Here is an 18,221-nt window from a genome sequence, read left to right as displayed (position 1 = left end):
CGGCGCGCGCCGTGCGCTGGACTGAGGAGCGTCGGGAGCTTGCGACCAGAGCGACGAGGGAAGCGCGCGGCTTCGGGCGCGCCGCTGGCGTGCGGGAGGCGCTGTGAGTGTGGTGATCCGGGGGATCGGGGAGTTGGTCACGGGGGATCCGGCGGCGGGGGACGGGGCGCTCGGGGTGCTGCGGGACGCGGCGGTCGTGTTCGACGGCGGGCGCGTCGCGTGGGTGGGGCCGTCGGGTGATGCTCCTGCGGCTGATGAAGCGGTGGACGCGGGCGGGCGGTGTGTCCTGCCGGGGTTCGTTGATTCGCATGCTCATCTGGTGTTCGCGGGGGATCGCGCGGACGAGTTCGCGGCGCGGATGACGGGTCGTCCGTATGCGGCGGGCGGGATCAGGACGACCGTCGCGGCGACGCGGGCCGCGTCCGACGACGTGCTGCGCGGGAATCTGCGGCGGCTCGTCGCGGAGATGGCGCGGCAGGGCACGACGACCGTCGAGTGCAAGTCCGGGTACGGGCTGACGGTCGAGCAGGAGGCGCGGTGCGTGCGGATCGCGGCGGAGGTGACCGGCGAGGTGACGTTCCTCGGCGCGCACGTCGTCCCGCCCGAGTACGACGGCGACCCGGGCGGGTACGTGCGGCTGGTGTCGGGCGCGATGGTGGCGGCGTGCGCGCCCCACGCGCGCTGGATCGACGTGTTCTGCGAGCGCGGCGCGTTCGATGCCGCGCAGGCCCGGACGGTCCTCGCGGCGGGCGCGGCGGCGGGGCTCGTGCCGCGCGTCCACGCCAACCAGCTTGGGCCCGGTCCCGGCGTGCGGCTCGCGGTCGAGGCCGGCGCCGCGTCCGCCGACCACTGCACGTTCCTGGACGACGCCGACGTGGACGCCCTCGCGTCGTCCCCGACGGTCGCGACGCTGCTGCCCGCCGTGGAGTTCTCGACCCGTCAGCCGTATCCGGACGCGCGGCGGCTGCTGGACGCGGGCGCCGCCGTCGCGCTCGCCACCGACTGCAACCCCGGGTCCGGCTACAGCTCCAGCATGGCGTTCTGCGTGGCGCTGGCCGTCCGGGAGATGGGGATGAGCCCGGCGGAGGCCGTCCTCGCCGCGACGGCGGGCGGGGCGCGGGCGCTGCGGCGCGCGGACGTGGGACGCCTCTCGCCCGGCGCCCGCGCCGACGCCCAGCTTCTCGACGCGCCCGGCCACATCCACCTCGCCTACCGTCCGGGCGTGCCGCTGACGGCCGCCGTCTGGAAGGACGGCGTGCGGCAGGTGTGAACCGCGCACGGTGGGTACGACGGGTCGCGTCCATCCGACCGGGCAACGGGGAGGCGCGAATGGCCGAGTTCCTGACCGACATGAAGGTGCTGCGCGAACGGGCGCGCGAGGAGATCGCCAAGGGGCCGGTGACGTCGGCGTACGGCGCGGACGTCCAGCGCGTGATCCAGGTGCTCAACGAGGCGCTGGCGACCGAGATCGTGTGCGTCCTGCGGTACAAGCGGCACCGGTTCACCGCGACCGGCATCCACGCCGAGGGCGTCGCGGCGGAATTCGCCGAGCACGCCGCCGAGGAGCAGGAGCACGCGGACCTGCTCGCCGAGCGGATCGTCCAGCTCGGCGGCGAGCCGGACTTCGCGCCCGACACGCTGACGGCCCGCGCGCACGCCGAGTACGACGCGAGCCTGGACCTCGCCGAGATGATCAAGGAGGACCTGGTCGCGGAGCGGATCGCCGTCGCGTCCTACACCGAGATCGTCCAGTGGCTCGGCGACGACGACCCGACGACGCGGCGGCTGTTCGAGCAGATCCTCGCGCAGGAGGAGGAGCACGCCGACGACCTGCGCGGCCTGCTGGAGCGGCTGCCCGCCGCGCTGGAGTCCTGAGTCAGAGCACGGGGAACCGGAGGGCGAGTTCCAGCCCGCCGCCCGGGTTCGGCCGCGCGCCGACGGACGCCCCGTGCGCCTGCGCGATGGACGCGACGATCGACAGCCCGAGCCCCGTCCCGTCGGCCGCCGAGCGGTCGGCGTGCAGGCGGCGGAACGGCTGGAACAGCTCGGCGACGCGGTCGGCGGGGACGTCCGGTCCGGTGTTGCGGACGGTGAGCGTCCCCGCCGCCGACAGCGCGAGCAGCACCGTCCCGCCCGGCCGGTTGTACCGGACGGCGTTGCCCAGCACGTTCGCCAGCAGCCGGTTCAGCAGCACCGGATCGCCCGCGACGACGGCGCGCTCGGTCGCGAGCGTCACCGTCACGTCCCCGGCGGGCAGTTCCTCGGCGGCCTGGCGGGCGAGGGCGTCCAGCGCCACCGGTTCGGTCTCGTCCAGCCCGTGCTCGGCCTGCGCGAGGATGAGCAGCGCGTCGATCAGCCGTTCCGTCCGGCGGTTGGCGGTGAGCAGCTTCGTCCGGACCGGGACGAGCCGGTCGGGCAGCGGGTCGTCCAGCCCGATCTGGATCGCGGCGCGCTGCACGGCGAGCGGCGTCCGCAGCTCGTGCGCGGCGTTGGCGATGAACCGCCGCTGCGCCCGCACCGACCGTTCCAGGCGTTCCAGCATCTCGTCGAAGGTGTCGGCGAGGTCCTTCAGCTCGTCGCGGGGGCCGTCCAGCGCGATCCGCTCGTGCAGGTTGGACAGCGACAGGTCGCGCGCGGCGGCGGTGATGTCGTGCAGCGGGCGCAGCATCCGCCCGGCGATCCACCGGCCGAGGACGAGCGACACCACCGTCAGCACCGCCATCGTCGCGGCCGTCACGCCCCACTGGTAGTGGAGGACCTGGTCGGGCAGCGACTGGATGACGGCGCTGCCCGCGAACATCCGCGGCGGCCCGGCGGCGTCGATGGGCGGCGGGATGTCGCCGCCCTGCTTGACGAGCCCGTCCACGCGGTGTTGCAGCATCTCCCGCAGGAGCAGGTTCACGACCGTCAGCGCGACCAGCGACGTCAGCAGGAACAGGCCGCTGGAGAACAGCGTGAGCCGCATCCGGACGGTCCGGAGCGACGCCGGGATCACAATCGGTATCCGGCGCCTTTGACGGTCTCGATGCACGGCGGGTCGCCGAGCTTGGTCCGCAGCCGGCTCATCACGACCCGGACGGCCGTCGTGAACGGGTCCGCGTGCTCGTCCCATGCCTTCTCCAGCAGCGTCTCGGCGCTCACGACCGTCCCGTTCGCGCGCATCAGCACTTCCAGCACCGCGAACTCCTTCAGGGACAGCCGCAGGAACCGTCCGTCGCGGAACGCCTGCACGCGCCGGGGGTCCAGCGTGATGCCGCCGCGCCGCAGGACGGGCGGGGACGGCGTGTGGCTGCGCCGGCCGAGCGCCTGCACGCGCGCGACCAGCTCGCCGTAGTCGAACGGCTTGGGCAGGTAGTCGTCGGCGCCGAGCCCGAGCCCCGCGACGCGCTCGGACACCGACGCGGCGGCCGTCAGCATGAGGATCCGCGTGCGCGCTCCGTTCTCCACCAGGTCGCGGCAGACGACGTCGCCGTGGACCCCGGGCAGGTCGCGGTCCAGGACCAGGACGTCGTAGTCGTTCACGACCAGGCGCTCGACGGCGGCCGTCCCGTCGTAGGCCACGTCGACCGCCATCGCGTGCCGCCGCAGGCCCTCGGCGACCAGGTCGGCCAGGTCCCGTTCGTCCTCCGCCACGAGCACTCGCATGACCGCAAGTCCTACCGCGCGGGGTGTAACACCATCGTTAACGCCCGCGTTCACGGTCGCGCAAACGCCCGGCCGTCAGGGTGGGGTCATGACCACCAAGTTGATCGCCGTGCTGATCGCCGTCGCGCTGCTGGACGCGGCGTGCTCGGGGAAGACGCCGGGGAAGGCGGTGCCGAGCCTCGGGACGTCGAAGCCGTCCGCCACGGCCGCGACCGGCAAGCCGGACCTCCTGGAGTTCGCGCGGTGCATGCGCCGCAACGGCGTGCCCGACTTCAAGGACCCCGACGCGTCCGGCGGCGTCGGCATCACCCGCGACCAGGCGCAGTCCCCGGTCTTCAAGGCGGCGGACAAGGCGTGCCACAAGTACGTCGGCGCCCCGCCCGGCGGCGGGCAGCAGCCGCACATGGAGAACCCGTGGCCCGCCGCGCAGCAGCTCAAGTACGCGCAGTGCATGCGGACGCACGGCTTCCCGCAGTTCCCCGACCCGTCCGGCAACGGCGAACCGCCGATGATCGACAAGAACATGGGCATCGACCCGGACTCGCCCACGTTCCAGGCGGCGGACAAGGCGTGCGCCGCGTTCCGCCCGAAGAACGTCGGCAGGGCCGGCGGACCGAAGGCCGCCCAACGGGCCTCCTGACCCGGCGCGGGGACGGGCGGCCACGGGGGCCCCGTCCCCGCGCCCTCTGGTAGACCGTTCCGCATGGCCGTCGACTTCGGGGTGCGCGAGTTCCAGTTCACGCTCCTGCCGCGCATGGCGGACCTGGCGCCCGAACGCGTCGAAGAGGCCCTCACCGAACTGGACGCGACGCGCGCCGAGATGCGCGCGGCCTACCGCCGCTGGCTGGCGATGGCCCACGTCCCGCGCGCCCCCCGCGGCCTGACCCGCTACCGATGGGCCCTGGGCCCGCCCGCAACCACGGCCCGCCGCCGCTTCGGCGACCTGACCTGCGGCGTCGCCCGCTGGCCCCTCCCACTCTGGCCCGACCTGCTGTTCGAGGTCCTGACCGGCCCCGGCGGCGACGTCTGGAACGACTGGCTGATCCGCCCGCCGTCCAGCCCGACCCCCGACCTGCCGCCCCCGCCCGACCTGACCCCCTGGTCCTGCGTGGTGTCCGACGTCTCCGAACGCTTCCCCGGCGCCCGCGACCAGGAGGGCTCGGCCCCGACCCGCTGGACCGTCCTGATCCCCTGGCACGACGGAACCCACCGCGCCGAGTTCGTCCACGGCCTCCTCCAACACGTCACCCCGCCCTGACGAGTGTCACGTCGGCGGGCCGGTCTCCAGTTCATTCCACTGGATGCGGAGGGGGAAGGGGTCGGTGATGCTGAGCGCCAGGCCGCTCCGGTCTCGATGAGCGGTGCCGAGACGGGAGTAATGCTGGTCGACGGCGAGAAGCGCGTAGTGTTCGAGGGTCAGGGCGCCGATCCCGTCGAATTCCACGATGAGATAGTGGGGAATTCCTGCTTTGGCGTATTCACCCATCTTGTGGATTCGATCGCGCGACTGCGACCAACGGGACACCACTTCGACGACGATCAGCACGTCGCGCGCCGCGAGTTCTTCGAAATCGTCCAGGCAGTGGTGAACGACCACGTCCGGCTTGCGGATGGTCGGCGGCACCTCCCACAGGACGACGTCCACCTCGGTGTTGACCTCGATGCAGGGCGGCTCGCCGCCTCGCTGGTGGTCGCGGCGTGCCTTCGCGACGGCCGATTCGATCGCCTCGGCGAGGCGGAAGCCGGTTTTCTGGTGCCTTCTATCCCTTTTTTCGCGGGGTGTGATCGTGCCATCGACTAGTTCGACCTCGCGCCGCATCTCCGCGTCGAGCGCGAGGTATTCGTCGAGAGTCGTCGGCTCGTGCCGGCCGGGCCAGCTGGTCGTCATGGACTCATTATCGGGGTTCGGGGGTGACGTAGCGGTGGTTGACGCGGAGGAGGGGGGCCGGGGCGGACGGGGCGGGGTCGATGGCGAGGACGTCGGCGATGAAGAGGGTGTGGTCGCCGGCGGGGACGCGGTCGCGGGTCGCGCATTCGAAGGCCGCCACGCCGCCGTCGAGGATCAGCGCGTCCGACGCCGTGCCGCGGTGGTGGGGCTCGGCGGCCAGGAGGACGCGGGCGCCGGGGCGGCCCGACATCGCGAAGCGGCCCGCCAGGGCGCGTTGGCCGGCGGACAGGATCGTCGCGGCCCAGCGGTCGCGGCGGGTCAGGACCTCGGCGAGGTAGGACGTCGTCGTCAGGCTCGCGAGGACGGTCGGGGGATCGGCCGACACCGACAGGAACGACGAGACCGTCACGCCGTGGTCGTCGCGGCCGTCGCGGACGGTCAGGACGATCACGCCGGTCGCGAACCCGGCCATGGCCGCGGTGAAGTCGTCGCGCGCCGGGCGGCTCGCGGTCAGCGGAACTCCCAGTGGCCGGGGAGCGTGAGCGGGCCGGCGGCGGGCAGGCCGAGGCGGGCCGCGACGCCGCGCAGCGCGCCCCAGCCGGAGAACGCGTCGAACCGCGCGGCGGCGGCCGTCCGGTCGTCGCTGGACTCGGGCGGACGCAGCCGGTCCAGGGGCGAGGTGTGCGGGAACGTCCGGACGGGCGCGTCCGCGCGCAGGCCGGCGCGGGAGCGGGCGAGGTCGAACGCGTGGTCGAGGCCGCCGAGTTCGTCCACCAGGCCGTTCTCGCGGGCGTCGGCGCCCGTCCAGACCCGGCCGCGCGCCAGTTCGTGGACGCGGTCGCGCGACAGGCCGCGCCCGTCGGCGACCTTGCCGGTGAAGTCGGCGTAGATCGCGTCGAGGGAGCCGTCGATGCGCGCCCACTCGTCGTCGCTGAACTCCTTGGTCGCCGAGAACATCCGCGCGTGCTCGCCGGACGCGACGTGCCCGAGCCCGACGCCGAGCCGGTCCAGCAGGTCGCTGACCACGGCCTTCCCGACGACCACGCCGATGGACCCGGTGATCGTCCCGGGCTGCGCGACGATCGTGTCCGCCGCCATCGCGACGTAGTAGCCGCCGGACGCCGCGACGTTCCCCATCGACACCACGACCGGTTTGCCCGCCTCGCGCGCCAGCACGACCTCGCGCCAGATCGCGTCGGACGCGACCGCCGACCCGCCGGGGCTGTTCACGCGGAACACGATCGCCTTGACGTGCTCGTCGCGGACGGCCGCGCGGAACGCCGCACCGATCGTGTCCGAACCCATCGCCGGACCCTGCGACGGGAGCGGCCCGCCGCGCCCGCTGCGACCGAGGCGGATCGGGCCGATGCCGTTGATCAGCGCGATCCCGTCCCGGCGGCCGGGCTGGGGGAGGCGCCGCGCGACCGACTGCGTGCGCTGGTAGCGGGTGACGTACCGCAGCAGCGGCTCCCCGCCGACCTTCGCGCGGACGTGCGCGTACACCTCGTCGCGGTAGCCGAGCCGGTCGACCAGGCCGGTGGACAGCGCCTCGGACGCCAGCAGCGGACCGGAGTCCACGCAGGCCCGGACCTCGGCGGCGGACCGGCCGCGCGCCGCCGCGACGTCCGCCGTGATCTGCTCGCCGAGCGACTCCACGAGCCGCCGCGACGACTCCTCGTGCTCGGGCGTGTAGCCGCGCTCCATGAACGTGTTCGCCATCGTCTTGTACTCCGACCGCTTGGCGAACTGCGGCCGGACGCCGAGCTTCTCCGCCGCGCCCGCGAAGAACGGCTCCTCCAGCGCGACGCCGGTCAGCCCGAGTTCGCCGGTCGGCTGCATCCAGACCTGCTCGAACGCGCTCGCGAGGTAGTACGGGACGGTCCCCTGCCCGCCCTCGCCGAACGTCTCCGCCCACGCCACGGTCAGCTTGCCCGCCTCCCGGAACGCGGTGACGGCGTCGCGCAGCTCCTGCGCCTGCGCGAGCGCGAGGCCGGGCGTGACCTTGGCGACGAGCGCCTTCACGCGGGGGTCGGTCCGGGCGCGGCGCAGGCCGTCCAGGACGTCGCGCAGGTGCGTGCGGCGCATCGACAGCAGCGCCGAGACCGCGTCGGGCGGCGACGTCTCGACCAGGCCGTCGGTCAGGTCGAGTTCGAGGACGAGCGGGGCCGTGCGGCGTTCGCGCGCCTGCCGGACGAGGGTGACGACTGAACCGGGGTCCACCATGGGGCCAGCCTATGCAATGCCGTCGCCGCGCCCGGCGGGGTCACCGGCGCAGGGTGCCGGAGATCGCGACGAGCGTCCGGCCGGAGTACGCGAGGCCCGCGCCGGTGCGCGTCAGCGTGACGGTCCCGCCCGCGCAGGACGCCCGGTTCGTCCGCCCGCCCGGCGGGGACTCCTGCGCGTAGAGCGCGTCGCCGCTCACCGACAGGACGGCCAGCGTGTTCGTGCAACCCCACGCGCGGTAGGCGATCGTGCCGCGTCCGCTGCCCGCCCGCAGAGTGAGCGTGACCTCGGTCGTGGACGCGGGCTCGCCGAACCCCTCGCCGCGCCGCAGCGTCCCGGTCCAGGTGCCGGCGAACGCGGCGGTCGCCGACGCCACGGGCTCGATCGGGTCGCCGGACGTGGTCACGGTCGTGGACGACGAGGAGTACGTCGTGCTCGACACGGCCGCCGCCGGGCGCTCGCGGTGCGGCTTACCGCCGCCGCCGTCCGGCCAGGCGGACACCGCGCCCCAGCCGGCGCCCGCGAGCAGCGCGCACGCGACGGTCCACCGCAGCGGCCGGGCGCGGCGCGGCGGCACCGGGTCGGCCACGTGCGTGGTCTCGGCCGGGTCGACCAGCCGGGTCATGAGGCGCCGGGCGTCCGGACGGCGCGCCGGGTCCTTGTCGAGGCAGTCCGCCAGCACCGCGCGCAGCGGCGCGGGCACGCCGTCCAGGTCGGGTTCGCCGTGCGCGATGCGGTGCAGGACGGCCGGGATCGACGCCGCGCGCCCGAACGGCGGACGGCCCGTCGCCGCGAACACCATCGTCCCGGCCCAGGCGAACACGTCGGACGCGGCGGTCGGCGCGGCGCCGTCCAGCCACTCGGGGGCGAAGTACGCGGGCGTCCCGACGAGCCCGGTGCTGGTGTCGGCGTCGATGGCGCGGGCGATGCCGAAGTCCACGACGCGGGGTCCGTCCGGGCCGAGCAGGACGTTGGCGGGCTTGAGGTCGCGGTGGACGATCCCGGCCGCGTGGATCGCGGCGAGCGCGCCGGCGGCGGCGACGGCGAGCCGGTGCAGGTCGTCGCCGTCCAACGGCCCCCGGGCGGCGACGCGGTCGGCGAGGGACGGGCCGTCCACGAACTCCGACACCAGGTAGGGGAGGGGGCCGTCGGCGGACGCGTCCAGCACGGCGGCCGTGCAGAACGGTGCGACGCGGCGCGCGGCGGCCATCTCGCGCGCGAACCTCGCCCGCGCCGCCCGGTCGGCGGTCTTCAGCACCTTCACCGCGACGCGTTCGCCGTCGGAGCCGGTCGCGAGGTAGACGACGCCCTGGCCGCCCTCGCCGAGGCGCCCGGCGAGCCGGTAGCCGCCGATCTCGTCCGGATCGCCGGGGTCCAACGGGGCGACGGCCATGGCGACCTCGAATCGGGGGGCGGCGGCGCAAGATCACCGCCACGGTACACGGCCGTCAGCGCTGACGGCCGTGCACCGGCGGCTAGGCCGTCGCGGGGGCCGGCTGCGGGACGCGCCGGGCCAGCAGCCCGTCCAGCGCGAACGCCCCGGGGCCGGTGAAGACGAGCAGGAACAGCGTCCAGCAGAACATCGCGGCGGGCTCGCCGTGGTTCTGGATCGGCCAGAACGCGTCGGGCTGGTGGACCTTGAAGTAGGCGTAGGCCATCGAGCCCGAGGCGACGAGCGCGGCGGGGCGCGTCCCGAGGCCGAGCAGGACGAGGCCGCCGCCGACGAGCTGGATCACGGCGGCGTACCAGCCGGGCCACGTCCAGGCGTCGATGCTGCCGCCGCCCTGGGCGCCGCCGAGGACGCCGAACAGCGACGCGGCGCCGTGGCAGGCGAACAGCAGCCCGACGACGATGCGGAACAGGCCGAGAACATAAGGCTGGGCTTGGTTGAGACGTGCGTTCATGGTGGGGGGAACTCCTTCGGTCGGCAATCCGTCGGCGGAAGTGAGCGCCCTAAGATTAGGTAGACCTAATCATTGTTGAAAAGTACATGGACATGTGACCCCGGTCTCCCTGACTCGGATGGTTAGGGTCGGGGCATGGCGGACGGCGACGGGGACGGATGGTCCCGATGCGGGCAGGGGCACACCCACTGGGGACGGTTCGGGGCCTCGGGCCTGCTCGTCTTCCACCGGGACGGCGACGGCGTCGTCCGCGTCCTGCTCCAGCAGCGCGCCTGGTGGGGGATCGGCGGCGGCACCTGGGGCATGTTCGGCGGCGCGCTGCACAGCCATGAGGACCCGGTGGCCGGCGCGCTGCGCGAGACGTCCGAGGAGTGCACGCTGGATGTCGCGTCGGTGCGGCTGCACGGCGCGTCCGCCGAGGACCACGGCGGCTGGTCGTTCACGTCGGTGATCGGGTCCGTCGCCGAGCGCGGGGACGTGCGGGCCGCGTCGCGCGAGACGCGGCGCGCCAAGTGGATCCGCGCGGACGCCGTGGACGGCCACCGGCTGTTCCCGCCGTTCCGCCGCTCCTGGCCGCCGTTCCGGGACGCGCTCGTCCGCGTCGAACTCGTCGTGGACGCCGCCAACGTCGTCGGCGCCCGCGCGGACGGCTGGTGGAAGGACCGCGCCGGGGCCAACGCGCGGCTCCGCGACGACCTCGCCGCGCTGGCCTCCGGGGTGCGCGGGCTGCCCGCCGGGCTCGTCCCTTACACGACCGTCATGCCGGACGTGGTGCTCGTCGTGGAGGGTCAGGCGCGGACGGTCGCGGGCGAGCCGTCCCCCGGCGTCCACGTGACGGCCGCGCCGGGCAGCGGCGACGACCACATCGTGGATCTGGTCTCGTCCCCGGACCCGGGCGCACGCCGCGTCGTCGTGACCGCCGACCGCGAGCTGCGGGCGCGCTGCGAGGCGGCGGGCGCGGCCGTCGTCGGCCCGCGCTGGCTCATCGACCGCCTCCCGCACCGCACCCGCCCCGCCCGCTGACCGCGCCGGGCGGGCGTCCGGCGGTGTCGGGCTGGCCGGACGGTCAGGCGGGGCGGACGACCAGGCGGTGGCCGGCGTCGGCGAGGACGCGCGCGGCCTCGTCGGCGCGGTGCTCGGGGACCAGTACCAGGTCGGCGTGGTAGGTGGACGCGACGAACACCGGGACGGCCGCGGCGGCGAGCGGGCCGACCAGCGCGGCGAGCATGCCCGGCACGTCCGTCCCGTGCGGGGAGTCGCCGTAGAAGCCCGTCCAGTGCTCGGCCTCCGACCACGGCGGCGCCTCCCGGACGACCGTCAGGCCCTCCGGGGCGCGCACCAGCGCGATCCACTCGTCGTCCTCGGGCAGCGTCACGTGCGCCAGGTGCTCGACCACGAACCGGCCGGGAACGCGGTGCAGGCGCTGCGCGGAGACGTCGGGGACCATGCCGCGCAGCCTAGTGCGCGGCGGCCGGCCGGGTGCGACCGCACGGACCCTCCCACGCGGGGGTCGCGCCGATGCGGGGTCCGTGCGGTCACGTTCTCCTGTCCCGCGCGGTGAGGACCACCCCGCCGACCGGGACTCCACTCCTTGCTCACCGGGACGCCAGACGTCGCTGCCGTCCCGGCCGACCGCGCCGGGGCGCGGTCCGGTCCGGTCCGCCCCCGCTCGCGGACCGGGCCGGCCGCCGTCCACCCCCACCGGTCAGCCTTCCTCGGCGGCGAGCCGGGACCGCAGGCCCGCCGCGTCGTCGGCGGACAGCGTGGTCGCGGCGCCGGACCGCAACCGCTCCTCGGTGAGATCCCCGCCGCGCGTGGCGTACCAGCGCCCGGCGTCGCTGCGCCAGACGAGCCAGCCGGGGAACTCGCGTTCGATGGCCGCCTTCTGTTCCGCGAAGTCGCCCATCAAGGCCGTCCTTTCCCCGAGGAGGTTCTTCTGTATACAAAAGTCGTACTCGGTCAAAGGAGTGTCAAGCTATCCGTAAGCGGACCGTCTCCCTCGGGATAGCGCCCGGAGCGCTCGCGCCCGCGGGGCGTGCCTGCCGGGACGAAGGAGGTGACGCCGGTGGCAGAGCGTCCGGCCTACCAACGCATTGCCGACACGCTGCGCGAGGGGATCCGCGACGGCCTGCATCCGCCCGGCGCGCGGCTGCCGACGCTGGCGCAGCTCGTCGCGCTGCACGGCGTGTCGGAGATCGTCGTCCGGCAGGCCGTCGCGCTGCTGCGCGGCGAGGGCCTGGTGGAGACGCGGCGCGGCGGCGGGACGGTCGTGCGGGCGGCGCCGCCCGTCCGGCGCGTCGCGATGGACCGGTACCGGCGGTTCGCCGGCGCCGCGCCCGAACCCGCCCCCGAGCCCGCGACGACGTTCACCCACGACCAGCGCATCGCGTGGAACGAGTACCGGCTCGACCGCGAGTTCACGCGCGTCCGCGCCGAGCCCGACCTCGCCGCGCTGTTCGAGCTGCCGGTGCGGACGGAGCTGCTGCGGCGCCGGTTCGTGTTCTATTCGCGCGGCAGGCCGCACCAGATCTCGGTGAACTACCTGCCGTGGTCGCTCGTCGGCGGGACGCCCGTCGCCGACCCCGCGCGCGAGCCCTGGCCCGGCGGGACGCTCGCCCAGCTCGGCTTCCTCGGCCGCGCGGTCACCCGCGTCGAGGAGTCGGTCGGCGCGCGGATGCCGACGCCGGAGGAGGCCGAGACCCTGCGCATGGCCGCCGGGACGCCGGTCGTCACGATCACGCGGCGGCTGATCTCCGAGGGACACGTCATGGAGGTGTGCCGGGACATCGTCATCCCCGCCGACCGCGTCGTGCTGGACTACGCGATCGACCTGTGACGGGCCGCCGGGCAGAGTGCACCTCCCTTTTGATCGCGGCGGGAGCGCGGAAAGTTCGCGTCACCGGGGGAACTGGCCGAGTCCGGTCGTTTCCCCTCGGTGCGTCGGGGCCGACGCCTAGGCTTTCGGCGTTGGCCGCCCCGCCATGCAGAGAACGGCCACCCGTGGTGACAGGGGAACGTCGCTCGGGCGTCCCCGTGGTGGACGGCGGCGTCGACCCCCCTTTCATCACCGGCGATCAGGAGGACCGGGCGCCATGCGGACCGGACCGGGGCGGCTGAGGGCCGCCGCGCGGCAGTGGGCGCGACCGCGGGAGTTCCGCATCAGGCCCGCGCCGTGGCCCGACGACGCGCTCGCGGTCCTCGCCGACCTCGTCCGCGCGATCGAGGCCGAGGCGGCGGCGCAGCGGACGGCGGTGGACGCGCCCGAACCCGCCCCCGACACCGCGCCGACCGGGGACGGCCTGACCGGCTCCTCGGCCGCCGACCTCGCGACGAGCGTGTGGCGGCTGCGGGCGAAGCTGGCGGCCACCCCCGACCCGCCCCGCGCGCTCGTCCGCCATGTGGACACCGCCTGGGACACGCTCGCCGACGCCGGGATCGTGATCAGGGACCACCTGCACGAGCCCTTCGACCCCGGACTGTCGATCTCCGTCGCCGCCTACGAGGCCACGCCGGGGCTGCGCCGGGAGGAGGTCATCGAGACCCTCCGCCCGAGCGTGTTCCTGCACGGGCGGACCCTCCAGATGGGCGAGGTGATCGTGGGGACGCCGGAGAAGTCCGAGGAGCAGGCAGCCGGAGCGGAGGAAACGCACACCCGATGACCAGGACCACGATCGACTTCGGTATCGATCTCGGCACCACCAACAGCGCCATCGCCAAGATCCAGGGCGTCGGCGCCGAGATCATCAAGAACAACGCGGGCTCGGACACGACGCCGTCGGCCGTCATGGTCGACCGGCGCGGACGGCTGTCGGTCGGCCGCGCCGCCAAGGAGCGCAGCGAGGTCGACACCGAGAACACCTGTGTCGAGTTCAAGCTGCGGATGGGCACGACCGGCCAGCCCAAGCTGTTCAGCGCCGCCAACCGGACGATGGAGCCGGAGGAGCTGTCGGCGGAGGTGCTGAAGTCGCTGCGCCGCGACGTGGCGATGGCCACCGGCGAGGACATCACCTCGGCCGTGATCACCGTGCCCGCCGCGTTCGAGCTGAGCGCCTGCGACGCCACGCGCCGCGCCGCCGAACTCGCCGGGCTCACCTACGCGCCGCTGCTCCAGGAGCCGACGGCCGCCGCGCTCGCCTACGGGTTCCAGTCCGAGGAGGACGCGTTCTGGCTCGTCTACGACTTCGGCGGCGGGACGTTCGACGCCGCCGTGGTCAACGTGCGCGACGGCGAGTTCACGGTCGTCAACCACCGGGGCGACAACTTCCTCGGCGGCAAGCTCATCGACTGGGCGATCGTGGAGAAGCTGCTGATCCCGGCGCTGACCCAGGACCACCGCGTCGGCGACCTGCGGCGCGGCAACGAGCGCCGCACCGGCATGATCGCCAAGCTGAAGGGCGCGGCCGAGTCCGCCAAGATCGAGCTGTCGCGCGCCGAGTCCGCCGCGATCGTCCTGGAGGACCTCCTGGACGACGCGGGCCGCGAGTTCGACTTCGAGTACGACCTGCGCCGCGCCGACGTGGAGCGGCTGATCGAGCCGTTCATCGTCCGGTCGGTGAACCTGTGCCGCAAGGCGCTCACCGAGAGCCGTCTCGGGCCCGGCGACCTCCAGAAGGTGCTGCTGGTCGGCGGCCCGACGCTCACCCCGTACCTGCGCGAGCGCCTCGCCGACCCCAAGGACGGCCTCGGCATCCCGCTCGACCACAGCCAGGACCCGATGACGGTCGTGGCGCGCGGCGCGGCGATCTTCGCGGCGGGCCAGCGGCTGGACGCGGCGGCGTCGTCGGCGCCGCCCGTCCCGATCGCGCCCGGCGCGTACGCGGTCGAGCTGGAGTACAAGCCGATGGGGCCCGACACCGAGCCGTTCGTCGGCGGGAAGGTGACCGGCGGGCCGGTGGCGGGCTGCGCCGTCGAGTTCGTCAGCGACGCGCTCCCGCCGTGGCGCAGCGGCCGGATCCCGCTGACCGGCGACGGCGCGTTCACCACGACGCTGTGGGCCGAGCGGGGCCGCGCGAACACGTTCACGATCGAGTTCTCCGACGCGACCGGCGGGCTGCGCGACATCACGCCGAACACGCTGACCTACACCGTCGGCGTCGTGGACACCCAGCCGCCGCTGACCCACTCGATCGGCGTCGGCCTCGCGGGCAACGAGGTCGAGTGGCTGATCCGGCGCGGCACGCCGCTGCCCGCGCGCCGCCGCGTCCTGCTGCGCACGGCGGTCGGGCTCAGCCGGGGCGCGTCGGAGGGCATGATCCGGATCCCGGTGCTGGAGGGCGAGCACCACCGCGCCGACCGCAACCGGCGCATCGGACGGCTGGAGGTCGACCCGCAGCAGGTCCGCCGGGACGTCCCCGAGGGCAGCGAGGTCGACCTGACGCTCGTCATCGACGAGTCGCGGCTCGTCGTCGCCCGCGCGTACGTGCCGATCCTGGACGAGGAGTTCGAGCACGCGATCAACCTCCAGACCGAGAGCGTCCCGACTCACGAGGAACTGGCGCGCGACGCGGCGGCCGAGAAGCAGCGGCTCGCGGCGGTCCGGCGGCAGGCCGACGAGTACCGCGACGAGCGGGCCCGCGAGGTCCTCGCCCGGATCGACGCCGAGAACATCGTCGCCGACATCGACGCGATGGTGGACGCCGCCCGCGTCGACCCCGACGCCGCCACGACCTGTGGGAAGCGGCTGCTCGACCTCAAGGCCGCCATCGACGAGGCCGAGGACGAGCTGGAGTGGCCGCGCCTGGTCCAGGAGGTCCGCGAGATCACCGAGGCCGTCCGGCAGGTCGTCCGCAACAGCGGCGGGCCGAACCACGCGCGGATGCTCGCGTCCGCCGAGGAGGCCGTCGAGGCGGCGATCACCGCGCACGACGCCGACCTGCTGCGCCAGCGCGCCGAGGAGATGCGGCAGCTCGCGCTGCGGGTCATGGACGAGACCGGCGAGCTGGCGCTGCTGGCGTTCGACGAACTCCAGTCCCTCACCGGCGAGATGAACGACCCGCAGGAGGCGCAGCAGCTCGTGGAGACCGGACGGCGCGCCGCCGCCGGCCGCGACATCGCGACGCTGCGGCACGTCAACGCGATGCTCAGCCGCCAGCTCCCGACGCCGCCGCCCGCGCCCGACCCGTTCAGCACCGTGCGGCGGGGCCGATGACCGAAATCTCCGAGCTGCACGCGACCGCCCGGCTCGCCGCCCGGGAGGTCGCGCTCGCGCAGGCGACGCGGCTCGCGCGGGCCGGCCGGCTCGCCGAGGCGCGCGACCTGCTGGAGCAGGCGTTCCCCGACGGCGAGCGGACGGCGCCGGTGCTGGACCTGCTCGCCCGCGTCCGCGCCCAGCAGGGCGACCTGGACGCGGCCGACCGGCACTGGGCCGAGGCCGAGCGCCTCGCCCCCGGCGACCCGGACGTCATCGCGGCCCGCGCCCGCGTCGCGGCGCTGCGCGGCCGGCGCGTCTCCCGGTTCGGGTGGCCGGCGGCCGTGGCGGCGATCGTGGTGGCGCTCGTCGCGGGCGGCGGGGCGTTCGCCGTCACCCGCGCGTCCGACTCCGACCCGGTCGCGGTGGCGCCCGCCGCGCCGCCGCCTCCGCCCTCGCTCGCCGGGCCCGCTCCCGCCGCGCCGCTGGACGGCCTGGACCTGCGCGTTCCCGGCGTCCGCGTCGTCCGGCAGGCCGGGGAACTGTCGGTCACGTTCCGGCGCGGGTTGTTCGATGAGGGCGCGACGCTGTCGCCGCGCGGCCGGGCCGTGCTCGCCGCGCTCGGCCGGCGGCTGCGCCCGCAGGCCGACCGGCTGCGCGTCACGATCATCGGGCACACCGACGGCGCGGGCGGCGACTACACCGCCAACGCCGAACTCGGGTCCGTCCGGGCCGCCGTCGTCCGGGAGGCGCTGCGGACGTCGGCGGGCATCCCGACCGGCCGGTTCGCCGTCTCCTCGCTCGGCGGCGAACTGCGGCCCTTCAAGGGAGCGGCCGGCGACGCCCGCAACCGGACGGTCACCCTGCGGATCTCGGCGACGGGAGGATCGTGAGCACCGACACCGACGCCGGGATGTTCTTCGCCGACGCGGGCCCCGACCTCTACGCGCAGAACCCGTTCCGCGTCACCGGCCTCGCGGTGACCGCGACGGCCCGCGACATCCGCAAGCACTCCGAGCAGCAGCGCGTCCAGGCCCGGCTCGGCACCGCGTCCGGCTCGGGCTCGCCGCTGCTGCCGCTGCCCGAGCCGCCCGACCAGAACGCCGTCGAGGAGGCGCTCCAGCGGCTCCGCGACCCCGTCCGGCGGCTGGAGGACGAGTTCTTCTGGTTCTGGCCGATGGACCGCAGCGGACGCGACGACGCCCTCGACGCGCTCCGGCGCGGGGACTTCGCCGCCGCCGAGGCGGCGTGGCGCGCGGCCGACGGGGGACGGGCGGCGGCCGTCGCCGTCCACAACATCGCCGTCCTCGCCCACGCCCGCGCCCTGGACGCCCGGCGCGGCGGGCCGTTCGACGACGCGCAGGGACGGCTTTGGACCGCCGCCTACGCGTCCTGGAACCAGCTCCTGGCCGAGACCACGTTCTGGTCCCTGCTGGACGCCCGGATCGCCGACCTCAACGACCCGCGCCTGGCGAACGTCACGTCCGCCGACCTGCGCCGCGACCTGCCCGGCGCGCTGCTGTCGATCAGCGCCCGGCTCGCCGCCGAGAGCGCCCGCGACGGGCAGCGCCGCACCGCCGCCGCCCACATCGGCATCGCGCGGCGCAGCGGGTTCGACGGCGCTGTGCTGGACGACGCCGTCCGCGCCGCCGTCACGCCGGACACCGCGCTCGTCCGCAGCCTCGCCGACAACGCGCTGAAGGCCGCGCAGGCCGACGTGTCCCGGGGCGCGGACGAGGCGCGGCGTCTCCTGGACCAGGCCGAACCCGTCCTGCATGGGCTCGTGGAACTGCTGCCCGCCGACCACCCCCTGCTCCAGGGCGCCCGCGACGACGTCGCCGGGAGCGCGATGCGGTGCGTGGTCATGCACGTCAACGACACCAAGGACTACGGGACGGCCGTCGCGCTGCTCGAACGGGCGCGGGCCGGCGCCGCCACGGTCGCGACGCGGACGCGCATCGAGGAGAACCTGACGACCGTCCGCAACAACCTCACGTACTCGCTCTGCTACTTCTGCAAGGAACGCCCCTTCGACGAGCCGAGCACGTTCAAGCAGGGGATGCACTCCAACGTCCAGCGGCAGTACGTGCCGGGCGGCACCCGCACGACCTGGCAGAAGAAGACGCTGGAGGTCCCGCGCTGCACCGCGTGCAAGGCGCGGCACGACAACAACAAGCGGACGTCGCTCGGCTTCGGCTGCGGCGGCGCGGTCGTGCTCATCGGGCTGGCCGTCGCGTTCTTCGCGGCGGGCGTCCCGGTCGGCGGCCTGCTCATGATCGCGGTCGCGGTCGCGTCCGGGTTCCTCGGCACGCACTTCTCCGGGAAGTACGGGATCCCGACCGAGGAGCACAAGACGATCGGCGAGTTCGAGCCGGTCCGCGAGCACATCAAGGCGGGCTGGAAGTACGGCGAGAAGCCGCCCGGCGTGAGCTGA

Annotated in this window: 19 protein-coding genes; 10 read left to right on the top strand and 9 right to left on the bottom strand. The window is 74.7% G+C overall.

Features of this window, described 5'->3' with window-relative positions; genetic code table 11:
- The first annotated feature begins 103 nt into the window (after window positions 1-103).
- The gene (hutI, locus tag BTM25_RS16540) at window positions 104-1,270 is read left to right on the top strand and encodes an imidazolonepropionase (protein ID WP_103563767.1); all 1,167 of its coding nucleotides are present in this window, start codon (window positions 104-106) and stop codon (window positions 1,268-1,270) included.
- 59 nt (window positions 1,271-1,329) lie between these two features.
- A complete protein-coding gene (locus BTM25_RS16535; RefSeq protein WP_103563766.1) occupies window positions 1,330-1,875 on the top strand; it encodes a ferritin-like domain-containing protein in 546 nt (181 codons plus the stop codon).
- Window position 1,876: 1 nt separating this feature from the next.
- Here BTM25_RS16535 and BTM25_RS16530 read toward each other — a convergent pair whose 3' ends face one another.
- Complete coding sequence (locus BTM25_RS16530) at window positions 1,877-2,965, bottom strand: sensor histidine kinase (RefSeq protein ID WP_103564674.1); 1,089 nt, start codon at window positions 2,963-2,965, stop codon at window positions 1,877-1,879.
- Between the two features lie 26 nt (window positions 2,966-2,991).
- A complete protein-coding gene (locus BTM25_RS16525) occupies window positions 2,992-3,645 on the bottom strand; it encodes a response regulator transcription factor (protein WP_103563765.1) in 654 nt (217 codons plus the stop codon).
- A gap of 88 nt (window positions 3,646-3,733) precedes the next feature.
- Here BTM25_RS16525 and BTM25_RS16520 point away from each other — a divergent pair, with 88 nt between their 5' ends.
- Window positions 3,734-4,285 carry a hypothetical protein gene (locus BTM25_RS16520; protein WP_103563764.1) on the top strand — a complete coding sequence of 184 codons (552 nt, stop codon included), beginning with the start codon at window positions 3,734-3,736 and terminating at the stop codon, window positions 4,283-4,285.
- A 63-nt stretch (window positions 4,286-4,348) separates the two neighbouring features.
- Complete coding sequence (locus tag BTM25_RS16515; RefSeq protein WP_103563763.1) at window positions 4,349-4,903, top strand: hypothetical protein; 555 nt, start codon at window positions 4,349-4,351, stop codon at window positions 4,901-4,903.
- 6 nt (window positions 4,904-4,909) lie between these two features.
- Here BTM25_RS16515 and BTM25_RS16510 read toward each other — a convergent pair whose 3' ends face one another.
- The 5 genes from BTM25_RS16510 to BTM25_RS16490 all read right to left on the bottom strand — a co-directional run bounded on the left by BTM25_RS16510 (window position 4,910) and on the right by BTM25_RS16490 (window position 9,660).
- Window positions 4,910-5,533, bottom strand: coding sequence for a Uma2 family endonuclease (locus tag BTM25_RS16510; RefSeq protein ID WP_103563762.1), 624 nt, complete (start codon window positions 5,531-5,533; stop codon window positions 4,910-4,912).
- A 7-nt stretch (window positions 5,534-5,540) separates the two neighbouring features.
- Window positions 5,541-6,005 carry a flavin reductase family protein gene (locus tag BTM25_RS16505; protein WP_103563761.1) on the bottom strand — a complete coding sequence of 155 codons (465 nt, stop codon included), beginning with the start codon at window positions 6,003-6,005 and terminating at the stop codon, window positions 5,541-5,543.
- A 38-nt stretch (window positions 6,006-6,043) separates the two neighbouring features.
- Entirely contained in the window at window positions 6,044-7,756 is a 1,713-nt protein-coding gene (gene sppA, locus BTM25_RS16500; RefSeq protein ID WP_103563760.1) for a signal peptide peptidase SppA, read from the bottom strand.
- Between the two features lie 40 nt (window positions 7,757-7,796).
- Window positions 7,797-9,149 carry a serine/threonine-protein kinase gene (locus BTM25_RS16495; protein ID WP_103563759.1) on the bottom strand — a complete coding sequence of 451 codons (1,353 nt, stop codon included), beginning with the start codon at window positions 9,147-9,149 and terminating at the stop codon, window positions 7,797-7,799.
- 82 nt (window positions 9,150-9,231) lie between these two features.
- Window positions 9,232-9,660 (bottom strand): DoxX family protein, encoded by a 429-nt coding sequence (locus BTM25_RS16490; RefSeq protein ID WP_103563758.1) that lies wholly within the window; start codon window positions 9,658-9,660, stop codon window positions 9,232-9,234.
- A gap of 135 nt (window positions 9,661-9,795) precedes the next feature.
- Between BTM25_RS16490 and BTM25_RS16485 the strand changes: the two genes are divergently transcribed.
- On the top strand, window positions 9,796-10,683 hold the full coding sequence (locus tag BTM25_RS16485; protein WP_103563757.1) for an NUDIX hydrolase: 888 nt from the start codon (window positions 9,796-9,798) through the stop codon (window positions 10,681-10,683).
- Window positions 10,684-10,726: 43 nt separating this feature from the next.
- Here the strand turns inward: BTM25_RS16485 and BTM25_RS16480 are convergent, their stop codons facing one another.
- Together BTM25_RS16480 and BTM25_RS16475 are read right to left on the bottom strand one after the other, a co-directional pair.
- Window positions 10,727-11,107 (bottom strand): ACT domain-containing protein, encoded by a 381-nt coding sequence (locus BTM25_RS16480; protein ID WP_103563756.1) that lies wholly within the window; start codon window positions 11,105-11,107, stop codon window positions 10,727-10,729.
- Between the two features lie 258 nt (window positions 11,108-11,365).
- On the bottom strand, window positions 11,366-11,566 hold the full coding sequence (locus BTM25_RS16475) for a hypothetical protein (protein WP_103563755.1): 201 nt from the start codon (window positions 11,564-11,566) through the stop codon (window positions 11,366-11,368).
- Window positions 11,567-11,725: 159 nt separating this feature from the next.
- Between BTM25_RS16475 and BTM25_RS16470 the strand changes: the two genes are divergently transcribed.
- The 5 genes from BTM25_RS16470 to BTM25_RS16450 all read left to right on the top strand — a co-directional run bounded on the left by BTM25_RS16470 (window position 11,726) and on the right by BTM25_RS16450 (window position 18,221).
- Window positions 11,726-12,496 carry a GntR family transcriptional regulator gene (locus BTM25_RS16470; protein ID WP_168212128.1) on the top strand — a complete coding sequence of 257 codons (771 nt, stop codon included), beginning with the start codon at window positions 11,726-11,728 and terminating at the stop codon, window positions 12,494-12,496.
- A gap of 256 nt (window positions 12,497-12,752) precedes the next feature.
- Complete coding sequence (locus BTM25_RS16465) at window positions 12,753-13,319, top strand: nucleotide exchange factor GrpE (RefSeq protein ID WP_103563753.1); 567 nt, start codon at window positions 12,753-12,755, stop codon at window positions 13,317-13,319.
- Window positions 13,316-15,808, top strand: coding sequence for an Hsp70 family protein (locus BTM25_RS16460; RefSeq protein WP_103563752.1), 2,493 nt, complete (start codon window positions 13,316-13,318; stop codon window positions 15,806-15,808). Before BTM25_RS16465 ends, BTM25_RS16460 begins: the two co-directional genes overlap by 4 nt.
- Window positions 15,805-16,680, top strand: a complete 876-nt coding sequence (locus tag BTM25_RS16455; protein WP_103563751.1) for an OmpA family protein — start codon at window positions 15,805-15,807, stop codon at window positions 16,678-16,680. The genes BTM25_RS16460 and BTM25_RS16455 overlap by 4 nt, the downstream gene beginning before the upstream one ends.
- The gene (locus BTM25_RS16450) at window positions 16,677-18,221 is read left to right on the top strand and encodes a hypothetical protein (protein WP_103563750.1); all 1,545 of its coding nucleotides are present in this window, start codon (window positions 16,677-16,679) and stop codon (window positions 18,219-18,221) included. Before BTM25_RS16455 ends, BTM25_RS16450 begins: the two co-directional genes overlap by 4 nt.

The sequence above is a fragment of the Actinomadura rubteroloni genome (assembly GCF_002911665.1).
GTDB lineage: Bacteria > Actinomycetota > Actinomycetes > Streptosporangiales > Streptosporangiaceae > Spirillospora > Spirillospora rubteroloni.
Note: the sequence above shows the minus strand (reverse complement) of the source record. Positions and strands in the feature narration are given on the sequence as shown.